The sequence below is a fragment of the Saccharibacillus sp. CPCC 101409 genome, from assembly GCF_030518235.1.
GTDB lineage: Bacteria > Bacillota > Bacilli > Paenibacillales > Paenibacillaceae > Saccharibacillus.
The window spans coordinates 40,040-56,949 of record NZ_JAULSA010000017.1 but is presented as its reverse complement, the minus strand read 5'-3'; the positions used below and the strand labels follow the sequence as shown (position 1 = coordinate 56,949).

Here is a 16,910-nt window from a genome sequence, read left to right as displayed (position 1 = left end):
TCTTTTTACGGGGATCAAATCCCTGCTTTATCTCCGGGGCCGCGGCAAAGCTCCTTCGAGAAGCGAGCTGGACGAGCGGCTGCTGAATACTTTAAACGATCGGCGTGAGAACGAATGAGCAAAAAAATAGCCGTTACTTTCAAACCCTACGAACGAACCCAATATGCCTACGACAAGCTTCGGGTATGCCGCAAATGCGGCAATTATACCGTACTTGCCGACCGCGTCTGCCCGGCCTGCGGCCGCGGCTCGCTGCAAACCGTGCCGGATGCGGCGCGGCGGAATTTCCGGCGCGCCCGGCAGGGCGAGCTGCTGTTTGCGCTGCTGCTGACGCTGCTGGCGATGCTGTTCGCGGATAACACGGAGTGGATCGCGATCTCCGCGGCGGCGGGCGTCCTGCTGACGGCCGGGCTGTGGCTGGCGCAGCGCCGTTCGCTCGAACCGTGGACGCGCATCCACACGGACCGGATGTTCGCTCGCGACAACAATCGCATCCGCGGCGGACTGATCGAAGACATCCGCGCCGCGGAAGCGCGGCTGCAGGCCGAGCCGGCCCGGGCTTACGAAATGCTGCGCGAGGTGAACACGCTGCTGCGCAACGATCCCATTCGCAGCCTGCAGGCCGAACTGCTCCAGACCTTCGTGCTGCGGCGGGACATGGACCTGCTGCTGGACCCGCTGATTATGGACGGCTTCTCGCCGCATCTGGCCGGGTATATCGGCGAAGTCGCCCGGTTGAACCGCGACCTGATCCGCGAGAGCGCAATTCAGTACTGCCTGCGCTACGAGCCGCAGATTCGCAACATGCACCGCGGCGAAGATATTCTGGCGGCGGTCGCCGGGGCGGCGGTGCGGATGAAGCGGTATATCGAGCTGCATCCGGACTTTATCCGGCGCTACGCCCACAAGCTGCCCAAGGATCGGCTGATCCGTCTGCGCGAAGTGCTGTCGCAGTATCCGGACAGCTTCGGCCCGCTGCGGCTGGAAGCCGACGAAGCCTACCGCGTGCGCTTCTACGGTCAGGCCGCGCCGCAAACCGGCCGCGCGGAACGCTCATGACAGGCTCCGTCAAGAATACTTTTACGACGATCCGAAATCTGCTGACCCTGCGCAACCTGCTCGCTGTGCTGTGCGCGGCCGCGCTGGTCGCCGTCGTCGTCAAAGGATTCCGCATCGAAGCCAAGATCCGCCAGGTCGAAACGGCCGATGAATATTACGCCGACAACCGGCGTATTCAAGCCGAAGAAGCCTATGCCGAAGCGCTGTCCAACACGGTGATCCGCTATCGGGAAGAGCATGTGCGCGCAAGGCTGACAGAGCTTGAACCGATTACGCGTCTGCGCAAAGAACTGCTGAAATCCAAAAGCGAGCTGCTGGCGGCTGTTCAAACCGGCGGCTTCGATGCGTTTGTCTCGGCGTACGAGACGTACGACACATTCGGGCGTCTGTCGCTGGACGGCGATTACGCCGCGGAGTACCGGGAACTGCTGAAGCGCTACGGACTGGACGAAACGGCGAAAAAAGGCTTTGCCGATTTCCGCGCCCGGTTCGAGCAGTCGCTGAGCGCCAATCTCGACAGCGGGAATTACGGCGACGAATCGGCAAAGTGGAATCTGCTGCGTATTCCGGCGGCTTTTTTTGCCGGGGACGCGGCCGACGACGATGCGGATACGGCGGCGAAAAAAGCCGAATCGGCGGACGCCGGGTCCGAAGACGCCGGCGCCGACGCGGCAGAAGCCGTGAAATCGTCTTACCTGAGCGGTCTGTTCCAACGTTACGACGAGCGCAAGCTGCAAAAACTGGCGGCGGCCGGGCGTTTCGCGGATATGCTGAACGAAGCGCTGGCGACGCTCCAGGCGTATCGCCCGTATAACTTCGACGCGCCCTGGCTGCAAAAACAAACGGAATCGACGATGGAAGCGCTCCTGCGCAAAGACCTGGCCGGCGAAGCGTATGCCGCGTTCGCCGGCCATGCGCGCAGCTTCGGCGATTTCCTGACCTCGGCTTCGCTCGATTCCCATCTGGTCAGATGGATCGACCGGATGTACCTGTCGCTGATGAGCCGGGCGGCCGCGTCGGTATCGGCCGGCCGGTTCGAAGAAGCGATCGATCTGTATACGGCACTGAACGCCTATACCGATACGTCGAAGCAGATCGAAGAGACGGAAACGGCATGGACGGCGGCCGAACCGGTCCGCATCCTTCAGCAGGCGGACGGTTCGCATACGTATTCGAACGTCGTCAGCGGCAGGAACCGCTTCGGCGCGGACGTTTACGTCGCCGCGCTGGACGAGACGGGCCGGCTGTATTTCGGCACGCTGAACGGCGCCGCTACCGCCGTAGTGAGCGACCCGCAGTTTCTGGCGATCGAGAAAGTGCGCAGCCTGACGATCGACGAAGATTTGTCCACCGATACCGTGCCGGTGATCGTGGCCGACGCCGAGTCGGCTTCCCGCAAAGCCGTGTATACCGGACTGCTGCTGCGCAGCGGCTCTTTTACGGAGATGTTCCGCATCGAAGCGGACGGGTATGCGATCTCGGACGGCGGGCAGACGCTGCGCGCCGTCCACCCGCTCGACGCGGAAGAAGACGGCGAGACCGCCGTGTATACGCGCAGCGGCGATTTGTTCGAATTCGCCGAATGGGAAGGCGGCACTGCGGACATCGGTTCCGGCAGTCCGGACGATTATCCGCAGGAGAAAGTCCGGACGCGGCTGAACGTGATCGAAACGGGCTCCGGCCGGGCGCTGGCTCGGACGATGGACGGCGAGCCGATTCTGCTGCGCGGCAATTTCGACTTTGCGCCGGGGACTTACGAGGTCACCGGGACGTTCCGCGGACGGTACGAGCAGGTCGAAGACCCCGACGCGGAGAACGCTTCGGACTCCGGCGGCGCTGCGGACGACGCGGACGACAGCGCGGCTTCGCCCGGCACGGAGTCGGGCGCGGCCGAAGAGCTTGAGAGCGGCGGCGATACAACGCTGCCGCCGGAGGATTCGGCGGACGACGCGGACGACGAATCCGGGGCCGGAGGTTCGGACGGCGCGGATCGCTCGAACAGTCCGGAGCCCGGGTCTCCGGACGATTCTTTGGCGCCGGACGGCTCCGATTCCGCCGGAGCCGAGACCGAGCCGGGCGAACAGCCGGCTCCCGAAGCGCCGGCCGTTCCGGAGCCGGTCATGCGTTCCGTGCCGGTGTTCGAGGTCGAAGCGGTGGAATCCGCTTATTGAACGCGAGCATGAACGCGAGAACAGCCTGCTCTTGGGCGAGAGCGGGCTGTTTTTTTATGATTTAGAGGGGCTGCGGGCGGGCCGTGCTGCGGACAGCCCTTTTCTCGTCGCCCAAGCGGGTGGCCGTCCCAGACACGGCCCCAAATAAGTGCGGAAGTACCGTTATTTTGCCCGGACAACCGCCTTTTCTCAAAATAACTGCGCACGTACACTTATTTACCGGGAAAAGCTTCACGAAAACGTAAAACCGGCAATTTAGATGTACCTCTGCAATTATTTCGCCAGAACGAAAGGATTCGCAGAAAATAAAGGTACGGAGGACGTTATTTTGCGCTCCGGCCCGCTTCTACAGCTTCTATAGCTTCTTCCGCGATATTCCCCGGCATCTTCGCTCCGACTTCGATCCGCCAAAACGCCTTTTGTTCCACATGCAACTTTTTCCAAAAGAAAAACGTCGGATTTATAATGGCGCACGACTTAAAAAAGCAGGCGAAAGGAGGCCCCCGCATGAACCGGATCCTAAGCCGAACAGCCGTCAAGCTGGCGGCTTCGGCAGCCGTTTGTCTGATGCTGTTCGCGCCTTCGGCCGCGGGCGCAGGCCAGGCTTCCGCCGAAGAGGAATGGACGCGGCTTCTGCACGAGAAGCATATCGAAGCTTCGGTCGTATCGGCGGACCGAAGCTTTGACGGACAAACGCTGACCCTCGCTCTGGAAGCCCAACCCGACCCGATGATGCAGATTCGTACGAAGCGCGCGCTGCTGAACGAGCTTCGTTATAAATCGCTGCAAGCAGGCGAAGAAACAGAGAATCTGGAACTGGTATTCATCCGATCGGGAGAAGAATTCTATTCGGAAACGCAGAACGATCTTACGCGCAAGCGCGCCTTCTTCAAACCGGCCGACCCGGCGGCCGATCTCGAAGCAAGCCGGAACCGGCTCAACGCTCTGCTGGCTTTGCAGGCCGGCATATCGGATGCTTCGTCCCGGGTATTGGACAGCCGGCTCGGCGGCCGGGAAGCTTCTATCGTCTGCCGGGCCGAGCCCGCAGCGGTCAACGACCTGACCGCCGAGCTGGCGCGCCGGATCGGGGAACTGAACGACACCGACCGGGCCGCGATCGCCCGGTTCGATCTGACCGTCCTGCCGGCGGGCAGCGGCGGCAGCGATCCGCTACTCTACCTCTCGGCCGATCTGGTCTACGCCGACTACTACTGGTGGCAGTCGCCCGAATTGGGCGGCGAGACCTGGACCGGTTCGGGGCCGCGGCTTCCGCAGTAACTTCTCGGGAAATCACCTGCCATCGACCGGGTCAAGTCCATCATGATGTGTAAAAAACACTTTCCCAAAAAGAAGACACAACCGGGTATTCTTTTTACGCCCTCACCGTGCAACTCCTTTGAAGCTCCGCAGAAAATGCTGACTTTTAATCCGCATTTCGGGCTAAAAAAAACAGGTACGAAAAAATGCTGACTTTTCGTCCACATTTTACGAACCCATCGTTGTTTTTCACGATTTTCATGTCCAAATGTGTACATTTAGTCAGTATTTTCGTTCGATCCTCGAATTTTTCGCTCAAATGCTGACCTGGCGTCAACATTTGAAGTGCAGCATCCCCGGTGCTCCTTTTCAGTCTTGAGCAGCGGCCAGCGTCTTCCGACCTCGCCGCTGGATCGACGAGCTGTCTCGTTTTCACACACATATGGATTTGACTATCGGCTGCTCCGAAACGGAAGCTTCTACCGCTCCATCGAAAGTTCCGTTCCTTTAAACCGCCCGGCTCGCACAGCCGCTCTCTCCGGAGAACGCCCCGCGCCAAAAAGCCGCTGCCCGGCTTCTTCTCCCCGGCAGCGGCTTTCTTCGTTCATTTATTCCATGATCCAAATATGCGGTTATCCAAAATGCTCCGCTTGTCGCCGCTCGCCGCCGATCGGCCTATTCCAGCCCCATCACTTCAAACCCGTAAATCCGCGCCGCCGTATCCCCGCCCTGCGTCGGCCGGTCCACGACAAGCTGGACGTAGCGCGCCGACGTCAGCGGGATCGCATGCCGGCTCGACCCGGCGCTGTTGTTCGTCACGCGAACCACGTCTCTCCAGCCGTCTCCGTCGTCGCTCAGCCGAATCGTAAACGCCCGCGTATTGAACGCGGCCGGTTCGCCGCCGGCTTCGGCATGCTTGAGCACAAATTCATTGATCTCGCGCTCCTCGCCCAGATCGACGGTCAGCGTGTGCGGCCCGTCGCCGACGGCGCACCACTTGGTGCTGTCCTTGCCGTCCACGGCCATCGGCGGCGCTTCGCTTGCATTGGTATAGCCGGAAGCCGTCACGTCAGCGCCGAGCGCCAGATCCGTGACGCCGCCCGCCGCTTCCTCCGTCACCGTAATCATCTGCCGGGTCACCGTGTCTTCCCCGACCCGGTTTCTCGCAACCAGCGTGACTTCGTACTGTCCTTCTTCGTTATACACGACCTTCGGATTGCGTTCGCTGCTCGACTCGGGATCGCCGCCCGGGAAGCTCCACTCCCACTCCGTCGTCACCTCGGACGAGCGGTCCGTGAACTGCACCGCTTCGCCCGGCGCGATCAGCGTCCGGTCGGCTTCGAAGTCTGCCTGCGGCGCCGGATATCCCGGCCACTCGAACGACACTTTGCTTTCTTTGCCCGCTTCGTAATGGCGGTTGACCGGCACGACGATCAGCGTCGTGCGGTCTTCGCCGTCCGCGCGGCGCAGCTCCGGCACGTAGTAGACCGTGTTCGGCGTCTCGCCGACCAGCTCGCGTTTGCCGTCCGCCGTTTCGCGGTAAACCTGGTAAAAGGCCGCCGGTTCGCCTTTGGCCGGCGCGTTCCATTTCAGCCGCGCGTCGCCGTAGATGCCATCCCGGAAATCATTCTCCGTCACGGCAAGTCCCGTTACCGCGTCCGGTTTGCGCGCGTCGTCGCTGACCGTGCGCAGCGCCAGTTCCCCGACATTGATCGCGTAATTGTCCGAAGCCGTTTTGCCCGCGACTTTCAGCGCGATTCCGGCGACGGTCCGGCCTTTGTACGCGTTCAGCTTGACGCTGCCCCGCTGCCACGATTTATCTTTGCCCGCCGACTGCCAGTTCTTCGGCTCCAGGAACACGTAATCGTTCGGCGCGTCCGTAAACGACAGCCCGATCTGCACCGACACCGCGCGCGACGGTTCGTTGACGACCGCGGATACTTCCATGGTCTTGTCGATCTTGATCTGCGTCCGGTACAGATCGACCGTCGTCGAAGCTCCCTGCGCCAGATTGCCCGCGAGTTTGAGCGAGCTGCCGCCGTAATAGGCGCGCTCGAAATCGAGCGACGGCTCAAGCGCCCGTCCGCCGCCTTCGGTCCGCGTCAGCCAGCGCCACGTCGGCAGGATATCCTGGATGCTGCGGTTGCTCCAGTCGCGCTCGCGCACGATCTCGCCGTTCACCGCGAACAGCCGCCCGTTGCCCGTGCCGAAATGCGTCATAAACTCCGGTCCCGCGATCACGGAACGGTCGGCGATATCCGCCGCGATTCCGCGCCAGGCGTACGGATTGGCCGGATCGATGGCGGACGCAAGACTCGGATCGCCCGACGGCCCGGTCCAGAAATTCTCGTCCTTGTCTAGATACTCTTCCTGCGTGGACGAACTGCGGAACGACCAGTCCGGCCGGTACAGGCCGAGCGACATGCGTGCGCCGTCGGCGGGGAACAGCTCCGGCCAGTTGTAGCGGCCATTGCTTCCGTTCGCCTCGACGTCCAGTCCCGCGAACAGGTCGTACGGGCTGCGTCCCAGCGCCTGCGCCGCGGCCGGCGAAGACCGGAAACCCGGCAGATAGCTTGCAGACTGCCAGCGGAAATCGAGGAACATCGCGTCGGAGACCGTTTGTCCGTCCTGCTGGAAAAAAGCGTCGTTCTGCGCATTCAGCGCGCCCTGCCAGCGGACCGGTCCCGATTCGATCATCGAATCGTACCAGATCGTCTCCATGCCCGGACCCTGGATCTCCTGCAGGTATTGAAGGAACTCCTGCATATCCGCCGCGTCCCGCGCCGTGGCTCCCTGCGTCTCCTGGTTGATAAACCAGCCGTCGAAGCCGTAGTAGCGCGCCGATTCCACCAGCTTGTCCGCGACCGGGAACGTGCCGTCGGCGTCACGCGCCAGCAGTTCCCGCAGCCACTGGATCTTCCCGCCGTGCTCCGTCTGCGGCAGGAACACCGTGCCGTACACCGGCACGCCGTTCTTGTGCGCGGCGTCGATTACGTCGGCGCTCGGCGGCACGATAATCCCTTCCCCGGCCGAGCCGCCCCACATGACCAGCTTGTCGATATACTGCCAGAAGCCGAACGTGTATGTATGAAAAACGTCCGAGCCCTGCGAAGGCGCGCCGCTCGTCGTCGGATACATCGTCGACAGCGCGATCACCTGCGCGTTCTTGTCCGCATTGGCATTCACCGGCGCGCCCTGGAACCGGCCGGGATTCAGCGGAATCGAACCCCGGTTGAACGGCGCGTCGGGATCGGACGACGGCGACCATTCCAGCAGCGTGTTCGGGTACCAGTAGGACGAATACGGCTGCGCGGCTTCGGCCTGCGGACTGAACGACAGCGCGGCCAGCGCCAGCAGCGACGCGGCGGCGGTTCCCCGCGCTTTTTTCCAAACGGGCGACGCTGCCTTGCTCTTGGCGATTCTTTTTCCACGATTCATTCTCTTCATCTTCTTCCTCCCGGATCGATCGAATAGGGACGAGCATGAACGCAACTTCCGACAGCGCGACCAAGGCAAAGCGGTACTTCCGGCTTGCCGATTGGAAACGTTTACTTTTTTGAACGCAAAAAAATAACGGATATATACAATACTAGGACACGACTGGATACAGCGAAACACTTACGGGCCGCAGGCGATAACGATCTCCCGGAATTCCCGCCGTTTTTGCGGCAGGCCTTTTTTTCGGCTTTTTCCGCAGCGCGGGGTTTGAAAAAAACTTTTGCCTGTGCCTATAATGGCCTTAACATCCCCTGAACCCGCTTCCACAAGCACAAGAACCCGGCACTCTTCCACGCAAGCGGCGAGTCCCTCCGGCTCTTCTTTGTCCAGGACGCGTCTTGAAATTCCGACTGTGCTTCAGCGAACTTTGAGACACGCCCTTATATACTCGCCTCCGACGTTCGGCCCTTTTCTCGCTAAACCGGTTGTATTCGCCTATTGCCTTGTTAACGCTAAAGGTAAGGTTACGCCCCCTGAGATTCGTACTTGAACCGTGTACGAAGTCTCCGATGGAATCGCACCTAAAGCGTGTGCGTTTCAGTTGAACGTAAGCCTCTGATTAAGAGTTGACAAGGTACTATTACCTAGTCAACGCTAAAGGTAAGGTTACGCCCCCCTGAATCGCACTTAAAGCGTGTGCGTTTCAGTTGAACGTAAGCCTCTGATTAAGAGTTGACAAGGTACTATAAGGAGGTTTTTTCCCTGTGTTTTTAACCGAAGCCAAACTGCGTTCCCGTCTGCACGAGTTATCCGAACTCCGCTACCGCGACCGTTTGACCGTTCCCGCTTTCCGTACTTTCGAAGATCCGCGCCAGGATGTCAATCCCGACGTTCCTTCCCCGGGCCTTTACAGCGGCACGCTGAAAGTCGGCGACACGTGGAGCGGGCGCGATCTGTATCTGTGGCTGCACGCCGATATGGAGATTCCCGCCGGGTGGGCCGGACGCCGCATACTGGGCCGTTTCGATCTGGGCGCGACCGGCGGCGGCAACAATTCCGGGTTCGAGTCGCTATTCTACCTGCACGGCAAACCGTACCAGGGCGTCGACTCCAATCACCTCGAAGTCTTTTTCAATGAAGAAACCGCCGGAACCACCCTGCCGCTGACGCTGAGATTGTGGTCGGGCCTCGAAGGCGGCGGCATGCAGCGCAACCAGACCCACGGCGTCCGTATCGCGGAAGTGTGCTGGCTCGACGAGCCGGCGGACGATTACTACTACACGCTGCTGGCGGTATCGGAAACGGTCGAAGTGCTGGACGAGAACCTGCCGGAACGCGCGCAGCTGCTCAAAGCGGCGGACCGTTCGCTGCTGCATATCGACTGGAACGCGCCGGGCTCGGACGAGTTCTACGATTCGCTGCGCGAAGCGCGCGACTTTCTGTCGAACGCGATCGACAAGATGGACAAGCACTCGGCGGTCGAGATCACGGCGGTCGGGCACACCCATATCGACGTGGCGTGGCTGTGGCGGCTCAAGCATACGCGCGAGAAAGCGGCCCGCTCGTTCTCGACGGTGATGCGCCTGATGGAACTTTTTCCGGAATATACGTTTCTGCAAACCCAGCCCCAGCTGTATGATTACGTCAAAAACGACTACCCCGAGCTGTACGAAGACATCAAAGCGCGCGCGGCGGAAGGCCGCTGGGAGACGGGCGGGGCGATGTGGCTCGAAGCGGACTGCAACCTGACCTCCGGCGAGTCGCTGGTGCGGCAGATCCTGGTCGGGACGCGGTTCTACCGGGAAGAATTCGGCGCGGAATGCGATTATCTGTGGCTGCCCGACGTGTTCGGCTACAGCTGGGCGCTACCGCAGATCCTGAAGAAGTCCGGTATCCGTACGTTTATGACGACCAAGATCAGCTGGAACCAGTACAACCGGATGCCGCACGATACGTTTATGTGGCGCGGGATGGACGGGACGGAGATCCTGACGCATTTTATCACGACGACGGAGCCCTGGTCCCGGCCGGGATCGTGGTTCTATACCTACAACGGCAATATCATGCCCAAAACGGTCAAAGGAAGCTGGGACGCTTACCGCGACAAAGAATTGAACCAGAAACTGCTGTTTTCCTACGGCTACGGCGACGGGGGCGGCGGCGTGAACCGGAATATGCTGGAGATGCGGCGTCGTATCGACCGGATGCCGGGCCTGCCGAAGATGACCGCGGGCAGCGCCGGCGACTATTTCCGGGAGCTGCGCGAAACGGTCGAGAACAGCGACAGCTACGTGCACACCTGGGATGGCGAGCTGTATCTGGAGTACCACCGCGGCACGTATACGAGCCAGGCGTACAACAAACGCATGAACCGCAAGCTGGAGCTGCTGTACCGCGAAACCGAGTGGCTGAGCGCGCTGGACGCCGTAACGGCGGGCGACTGGAGCCGGTATGCCAAAACCGATCTCGACGAGGGCTGGAAGATCGTTCTGCGCAACCAGTTCCACGATATCATCCCGGGCTCGTCGATCCGCGAAGTGTACGAAGACAGCACGATCGAATATGCGCAGGCGCAGCGGCTGGGTCTTGAAGCGCGGCTTGCCGCGGAACGCGGACTGCTGACGGGCGGGAACGATTCGGCCGGAAAAGGGGTTGGCGGAGACGCGATCGTTCGGAGCGTGGACAGCGAGGGCCGGAGCGAAGCGGGCGCGGCCGCGGCGGTTCCGGGCGAAGATTCCGGAACCCCTCGGCCGCAGGCCGGGGGGCCGGAGCGGGGCTTTGAAAGCGCCGAAAGCACGCCGGACGGCGGGCCGGGAGAGAGCACCGACGGCACGCCGGGCGCAGAGCCGGGAGAGAGCACCGGAAGCACGCCGGACGGTGGCCCGGGAGAGAGCACCGACGGCACGCCGGGCGCAGAGCCGGTAGAGAACACCGGAAGCACGCCGGACGGTGGCCCGGGAGAGAGCACCGACAGCGGCCTGCGGCGCTTTACGGTTTGGAACTCCGCTCCGTGGACGGAGAGCGGAATTGTGGAGATTCCGGCGGCGGAAATCGCCGGCGGGAACCGTTCCGGCGCGGAGGCGGCCGGGCGCGGAAGCGGCGCGGACAGTGCGGAGCCGACGGCGGGCACGCGCGGAAGCGGCGCGGACAGTGCGGAGCCGACGGCGGGCACGCGCGGAAGCGGCGCGAGCGGGGTAGAGCCGGCGGCGGGCGAAGCGGCCGCGGAAAGCGGGAGCGGCGTCTGGCGCAGCCACCGCGGCGAGCGGCTGAACGCGCAGCGGACAAGCGGCGGCGCGTGGTTGGTCGAAGCGAAGGATGTGCCTTCGCTGGGTTATGCGGAGCTGACGTTCGAGCCGGATGAGGGCTCGGAGGGCGGGATCGCGGCGGGCGGCACGGGAGCGGCCGCGGCCAAAAGCGCGGAGAGCGGCGGGCGCTCCGGCGCGGACGGCGATATTCCGCCGGCTTCGGCGGAACGCCGGGGCGCCGCAGGCGCGGAAATGCCGGCGGCGCAGCGGCCGGCGGACACGGGCTTGTCCGGCGCGGCCGTGGCGAAGGCGGCGGAAAGCGCCGCTGGCGGCGATGCGCTTGCAGCAGGCGGCGCGGACGCCTTTACGCTGCGCGAGCACGGCGTGTCCACGCCGTTCTACGAATTGGACTGGAACGAGCGCGGCCAGCTCACTCGCCTGTACGACCGGGCGGCCGAGCGCGAAGTGCTGGCGGCCGGGCAGCGCGGCAACGTGCTGCAGCTGTTCGAAGACAAACCGCTGGCGCACGAAGCGTGGGACGTCGATATTTTCTACCAGCAGAAGTCCTGGGAGCTGGACAACCTGACGGAAGTGTCCGTCATCGAGCGCGGGCCGCTGCGCTGCGTGGTCCGCTTTGTGTGGGAAACAAAAGCTTCCCGCATACAGCAGCACCTGACCGTCTATGCGCGCGACCGCCGCATCGACTTCAAGACGACGGCCGACTGGCACGAGCGGCGCGTGCTGCTCAAAGCCGCGTTCCCGGTCCACGTCCGCGCGACCGAAGCGACGTACGACGTCCAGTATGGCAACGTGACCCGTCCGACCCACTGGAACACGAGCTGGGATATGGCCCGGTTCGAGACCGTCGGCCATCAGTGGGCCGACCTGTCGGACAAAGGCTACGGCGTCAGCCTGCTGAACGACTGCAAATACGGCTACGACATCAAAGACAACGTGATGCGTTTATCCCTCATCAAGTGCGCGCAGCACCCCGATACCGAAGCGGATCAGGGATCGCACGAATTCACGTATTCGCTGCTGCCGCACGACGGCGACTGGCTGGCCGGCGGCACGGTGCGCAGCGCCTGGGCGCTGAACAGCCCGCTGCGCGCTTCCGCCGGCGCCCCGCAGCAGCCGGCGCTCTCCATGTTCCACCTATCGGGCGGAACCGAAGTCGTCCGGGCGGCTCAGCCTGCCCGGACCGCGGCAGAGCACGGCGGCCGTGCGCAGGCCGCCGCGGCGAACGGCACGGGCGGCGGCAGCGCAGCCGCCGGCCCGAACGGGACCGCAGCCGCCGCAGCCAGCGACGCGGCGGCGGCTTACCGCGCAGCCGGCGGCCCGACTGCCGGCGCCGGCGTTCACGCCGCCGATGCGGGCACGGCGATGATCTCCGCCGTGAAGCGCTCGGAAGACGGCAGGTCCGTCGTCCTGCGCGTGCACGATTTCTCAGGCAGCCGGCAGCGCCTGACGCTGGGCAGCGATCTGGAGATCGCATCCTGGCAGGAATGCGACCTGCTGGAACGGCCCGAAGGCGAGCGGCGCCACGAGCCGCAAATCCCGTTCGTGCTGGAGCCGTACCAGATCCGTACGTTTGCGATCGAGCTGCGCGCCTAAGCGCAGCCTCGGCCGCCTTCACGACCCGCCCGATCGAACCGAACCGCATCGAAATCGAATCGAAAACGCCAAAAAGCCTCCAAACTCCGCTTCATCCGCGGCGGTTTGGAGGCTTTTTTTATCGTGCTTGCCGGTTAAGCCTGCCTGCACCCGACCGTTCGTGCATATCCGCAGCATTTTCTCCGACTTCGCGCGAAACTCCGCCGATTGCTGCATATGCGCATCAATCTGGTTCTCATCCGGCCGTTTTCTGCCCGATCTGGCCGATTCTTCTCAGAATTAATGCCGATCCGCATGAATAACCGCCATTCCCTTTCCAATCGGTTCAAATTGATGCCGATCCGCACATTTGGCGAAGGCAGGCCCAGAAAGTTAATCAATGAACCGAACCGCCGGCCGTCGAGGCCGCCCAACCCGTCAATCGATCGCAACGATCTCCCATTCTCCGCTTTCGCTTTGGTCGAAATAGTAATAGTAGACGCCTTCGCGCGGAATGTCATCCGTCATTCGCACAATGTGGCTCACTCCGACCAAAAGTCTTCCGCGCTCCTCGACCACATCGGTTACCGCCCGGAAATCGAATTCGTAAGCGAGCAGATCATCGAAAGCGCCCGCCGTATCGGAGCGTACGGCAAGATTCAGCTTTTCGGCATCTTTTTGCGCAAGGGCTTCAAGCACGGCATTCAGTTTCGGCTGCATTTCCGCGTTCCACAGCGGGCTGTCGATCCGGTCCCAGTCGATATGGACGCCCCTGTCGATTGCATTCTCATCGCCGGTTCCGGCCTGTCCTTCCGCGTTTCGAGCATCCGGGCCGGCCGCTTCCGGAGGCGCGCTTTTTGTATCGTCCGCACGGATTTCCTTGTCCGCCGATTCCGACCGCGGCTTCGGATATGTCGTAACCGTTCCATTTCCGCAGGCTGCCATTACAATCAGGCCCAGGACCGAAGAAGCCAGAAAGGACCGCTTTTTAAGCAGGCCGATTCGCTCGCGCAAAATTTCCCGCTTCATCGCTTCATGCTCCACTCGTTTTCACGCCGTCCGCCGCCGCATTCTCTTCATACGATCGCAGATCGCGGCCCGCGCGGCGAAGACCCACAATAATCGAGATCGTCGCCGCCAGGGAGATCAGGCCGAGCACCAGGAGGGGCGCCAGCATATTCGTATTTTCCCCGAAATTGAGCAGGATCGGAATCAAAGCCAGCGCAATCAGGGCGGGGACCAGGTAGGTCCACCAGCCGAAGCGCATTTTTTTCGCCAGTTCCGTTTCTCCTTCTTTGTCCGCTTCGCGCGCCGTACCCGTACAGATCGCGTAGATCATCGCGAGAGAAGCGAGCGAGAACAGGATATCGATTCCCCATGCCCAGGACGGAGCGTTCGTCAGCGCCGCTTCGTTCACCGGCGAGGTGAGCATCGAGATAACCGACAGCAGCGCCGCGGTTACCGCGAACAGGCCGCCCGCCCCGAACATCGAATTGCGGCGTTTCAAACGAATAAGGCCGACAAAGATCAGCGCATGCGCAACCACATTGACCGCCGTGCTGATCCAGGGATTCGTAACGATATTAAGCAGCATCACCGTCAGTCCCCAGCCTACCAGGTAAAAATCTTTTTTCATCGTTTCTTCCCTCCTTTTCCTGCGCATCCCGGGGATGCGCCTCTCTTTATAAACGTTTACAAAGCGAAAAGCGTTACGTTTTATTCGCTTCGTTCCGGTTCCCTTCCCGATGAAGCGGCTCGTAAACCGGATTTTTGATTTTTTAAATTTGAATAAAATCCGAACTGTTGGCTGCGTTTTGAAATTTTATCTGGCTCGCTCGTTGCAATTTCTCTAAAAATATGGATAATAGAGAATATAAACGTGATAATGATTATCATTCCCGTACGGTAGCTGCATCTAATGACTTCACATAAAAGGAGAACAAAATCGTATGCAACCTTCATCTTCGAGAGTAAGCCTGAGCTTTGACGATTACCTGGATCTGCTTAATGTGGCCGTTCAAGTCGGCGACAAGAAATGGCAAAAAGAAATTACGCGCAAGCTGGAACGCATGATGAGATTCGAATCGGCGAAAGCCTGATTATCATAGAACGCCACAGAGCCGGCGGCGACCGGACCGCAGGAGCGCAGCAGATCCCGCCAGGCACGCACGGAAGCCCGGAACCTTCAATGGTTCCGGGCTTCTTTTTCTATACAAACTGCGCTCTCCGAGATTCCGCCGCGCTGCTCGAACCCGTTTAGCCGCCCGGCACGATAAAGACCCGCGCGCCGCGCGGGCCTTTCGTTTCCTTTCCTTGGGGATTCGTACACGGGTTCGATCCGAACCCACGGGCGGGCGAAACCGAATCTCCGATCGGGACAAGTCACTGAATCTTGACCGGCTGGAAATGCGCGGTTTCATTATCGCTGAAACGCGCTTCCAGATGTCCGTACGCTTTCTTGCCGACAATCTTGATCTCGCTGCGGCCTTCCGGCAGCTCGATCGTGACCGGCTCACCGCCCAGCGACGCGTCTGCCAGCTTGATTACTTCCCCGTCGGGACGGACGTGGACCACTTTGAACTTGCCGTTCTTGACGCCGACGTCGAGATCCAGCGTAACCGTCGCTTCCCGCTCGGCATCCGCCGACCACAGCGTATGCACGCCGGTAAACTGTTTGAATTCCAGGCTCGCCCCGCTTTCGTCGGCCTGTCCTTCGCGCAATTTGTAACTGTAGCTGTCTCCGCTCTGCGCGATCTTTTCGTTGCTGCCGTACATTTCAAGCTGCGCCATCGTTTCCCGAACCGTCGAACATCCCGTCAGCATGATCATGCCGGCCAGACCCAGCAGAATCGTTTTCCGTTTTATCCGCTTGCGCCACTTTCTTCCGAACATGACAAAGCGCCTCCTTGTTTGATGTCAACCGGTGTGTGTTATCTCCAGTTTACACCAAAAAGAAAGCGCTTCAATATGATTTTTGCCGCTGCGTTTATTTTTTATTCCAGCTTTTTACTGCTAAACGACTTTCCTTAACCGGCCATCATGCCCAGTTCCAGGAAGCTGCCGACAAACTCGGCGCGCAGCCGCGCTTTCTCTTCGGGACGCAGGAACGCGGCATCCACGCCGTTGAGAATCAGCGTCCCGATCTCGGGCAGCGTAAAGCCGAATTTCTCGGTCAGGATCCGGTACTCTTTGACCATCGACGTATCGGATACCGTAAGATTGTCCGTGTTGATCGTCAGCTTCAGGCCGGCGTCGAAATATTCGCGCACCGGGTAAGATTCCCAGCCCTCCATCGCTTTGGTCTGGTAATTGCTGACCGGGCACATCTCCAGTACGATCTGCCGGTCCCGCACCAGCTCGAACACCTGCGGGTTCTCCCGCAGCCGGACGCCGTGCCCGATCCGGGTCGCGCCCAGCCGGGTGATCGCTTCGCGGATATTGTCCGCTCCGCCCGCCTCGCCCGCGTGGATCGTCACCGGCATATCCATCAGCTGCGCGTATTCGAACACGGCGCGGTGCAGATAGGCCGGGTAAGCGGCTTCCGGACCGGCCAGGTCGACCGCGACCAGTCCCCGATTCTTGAACGCGGCCGCCGCCGCGACCACTTCGCTGTTCATATGCGGGGAATGGTGGCGCAGGCAGGCCGCGATCCCGCGGGCCGTTACGCCGAACTCTTTTTCGCCCCGGCGCAGCCCCCGCAGCACGGCGTCGATCACGTCTTCGCAGCTCAGCCCGTCCCGGCGGTGCAGCTGCGGACCGAAGCGGACTTCGATATAACGGCAGTTCTGCTCCGATGCTTGTTCGACCAGTTCGTACGCAATCCGCTCCAGCACATCCGTTTTATGGAGGAAACCTGACACAAAATCGAACTTTTCCAAATATTCGACCAGACTTCCGCATTCTCCCGTTACTTTCATGAAAGGAGTTAATTCTTCGGCGCGGACGGCAGGCAGCTTTACGCCCTGTTCGGCCGCGATTTCCCACAATGTGGATTCGCGGATACTTCCGTCCAAATGCAGGTGGAGATCGACTTTCGGCAGCCGGTGCAGCAGTTCGACGGGACTTGCAGAAGATCTATTCGGCATAAAACTTCCTCCTTTTCGCGCCAGGCGCTTCATGTTAGATTTCTTTTTTTGAAAATATATAT

At 61.2% G+C, this 16,910-nt stretch carries 10 protein-coding genes; 5 read left to right on the top strand and 5 right to left on the bottom strand.

Annotated elements, in window-relative coordinates; translation table 11 throughout:
* Window positions 1–114 precede the first annotated feature (114 nt).
* From QWJ34_RS23405 to QWJ34_RS23395, 3 genes are all read left to right on the top strand, one after another.
* A complete protein-coding gene (locus QWJ34_RS23405) occupies window positions 115–1,059 on the top strand; it encodes a hypothetical protein (protein WP_302731523.1) in 945 nt (314 codons plus the stop codon).
* Complete coding sequence (locus QWJ34_RS23400) at window positions 1,056–3,230, top strand: ICP22 family protein (RefSeq protein WP_302731522.1); 2,175 nt, start codon at window positions 1,056–1,058, stop codon at window positions 3,228–3,230. The genes QWJ34_RS23405 and QWJ34_RS23400 overlap by 4 nt, the downstream gene beginning before the upstream one ends.
* Before the next feature lie 507 nt (window positions 3,231–3,737).
* Entirely contained in the window at window positions 3,738–4,508 is a 771-nt protein-coding gene (locus tag QWJ34_RS23395; protein ID WP_302731521.1) for a hypothetical protein, read from the top strand.
* A gap of 654 nt (window positions 4,509–5,162) precedes the next feature.
* Here the strand turns inward: QWJ34_RS23395 and QWJ34_RS23390 are convergent.
* On the bottom strand, window positions 5,163–7,934 hold the full coding sequence (locus tag QWJ34_RS23390; protein WP_368047074.1) for an endo-beta-N-acetylglucosaminidase: 2,772 nt from the start codon (window positions 7,932–7,934) through the stop codon (window positions 5,163–5,165).
* A gap of 755 nt (window positions 7,935–8,689) precedes the next feature.
* Here QWJ34_RS23390 and QWJ34_RS23385 point away from each other — a divergent pair.
* Complete coding sequence (locus tag QWJ34_RS23385) at window positions 8,690–12,784, top strand: glycoside hydrolase family 38 N-terminal domain-containing protein (protein WP_302731520.1); 4,095 nt, start codon at window positions 8,690–8,692, stop codon at window positions 12,782–12,784.
* Between the two features lie 417 nt (window positions 12,785–13,201).
* Here the strand turns inward: QWJ34_RS23385 and QWJ34_RS23380 are convergent, their stop codons facing one another.
* Together QWJ34_RS23380 and QWJ34_RS23375 are read right to left on the bottom strand one after the other, a co-directional pair.
* The gene (locus QWJ34_RS23380; RefSeq protein ID WP_302731519.1) at window positions 13,202–13,792 is read right to left on the bottom strand and encodes a hypothetical protein; all 591 of its coding nucleotides are present in this window, start codon (window positions 13,790–13,792) and stop codon (window positions 13,202–13,204) included.
* A 4-nt stretch (window positions 13,793–13,796) separates the two neighbouring features.
* Window positions 13,797–14,399: a hypothetical protein gene (locus tag QWJ34_RS23375; protein WP_302731518.1), complete on the bottom strand. Its 603-nt coding sequence runs from the start codon at window positions 14,397–14,399 to the stop codon at window positions 13,797–13,799.
* Between the two features lie 313 nt (window positions 14,400–14,712).
* Here QWJ34_RS23375 and QWJ34_RS23370 point away from each other — a divergent pair, with 313 nt between their 5' ends.
* Window positions 14,713–14,862 (top strand): hypothetical protein, encoded by a 150-nt coding sequence (locus QWJ34_RS23370; protein ID WP_302731517.1) that lies wholly within the window; start codon window positions 14,713–14,715, stop codon window positions 14,860–14,862.
* Between the two features lie 283 nt (window positions 14,863–15,145).
* Here QWJ34_RS23370 and QWJ34_RS23365 read toward each other — a convergent pair whose 3' ends face one another.
* Together QWJ34_RS23365 and add are read right to left on the bottom strand one after the other, a co-directional pair.
* Window positions 15,146–15,655, bottom strand: a complete 510-nt coding sequence (locus QWJ34_RS23365; RefSeq protein ID WP_302731516.1) for a hypothetical protein — start codon at window positions 15,653–15,655, stop codon at window positions 15,146–15,148.
* A 134-nt stretch (window positions 15,656–15,789) separates the two neighbouring features.
* Window positions 15,790–16,848, bottom strand: a complete 1,059-nt coding sequence (add, locus tag QWJ34_RS23360) for an adenosine deaminase (protein ID WP_302731515.1) — start codon at window positions 16,846–16,848, stop codon at window positions 15,790–15,792.
* Window positions 16,849–16,910 lie beyond the last annotated feature (62 nt).

Bases quoted from the DNA above. Each gene is read 5' to 3' on its own strand.
- QWJ34_RS23405 (WP_302731523.1), top strand. From the start codon at position 115: ATGAGCAAAAAAATAGCCGTTACTTTCAAACCCTACGAACGAACCCAA.
- QWJ34_RS23400 (WP_302731522.1), top strand. From the start codon at position 1,056: ATGACAGGCTCCGTCAAGAATACTTTTACGACGATCCGAAATCTGCTG.
- QWJ34_RS23395 (WP_302731521.1), top strand. From the start codon at position 3,738: ATGAACCGGATCCTAAGCCGAACAGCCGTCAAGCTGGCGGCTTCGGCA.
- QWJ34_RS23390 (WP_368047074.1), bottom strand. From the start codon at position 7,934: ATGAAGAGAATGAATCGTGGAAAAAGAATCGCCAAGAGCAAGGCAGCG.
- QWJ34_RS23380 (WP_302731519.1), bottom strand. From the start codon at position 13,792: ATGAAGCGGGAAATTTTGCGCGAGCGAATCGGCCTGCTTAAAAAGCGG.
- QWJ34_RS23375 (WP_302731518.1), bottom strand. From the start codon at position 14,399: ATGAAAAAAGATTTTTACCTGGTAGGCTGGGGACTGACGGTGATGCTG.
- QWJ34_RS23370 (WP_302731517.1), top strand. From the start codon at position 14,713: ATGCAACCTTCATCTTCGAGAGTAAGCCTGAGCTTTGACGATTACCTG.
- QWJ34_RS23365 (WP_302731516.1), bottom strand. From the start codon at position 15,655: ATGTTCGGAAGAAAGTGGCGCAAGCGGATAAAACGGAAAACGATTCTG.
- add (WP_302731515.1), bottom strand. From the start codon at position 16,848: ATGCCGAATAGATCTTCTGCAAGTCCCGTCGAACTGCTGCACCGGCTG.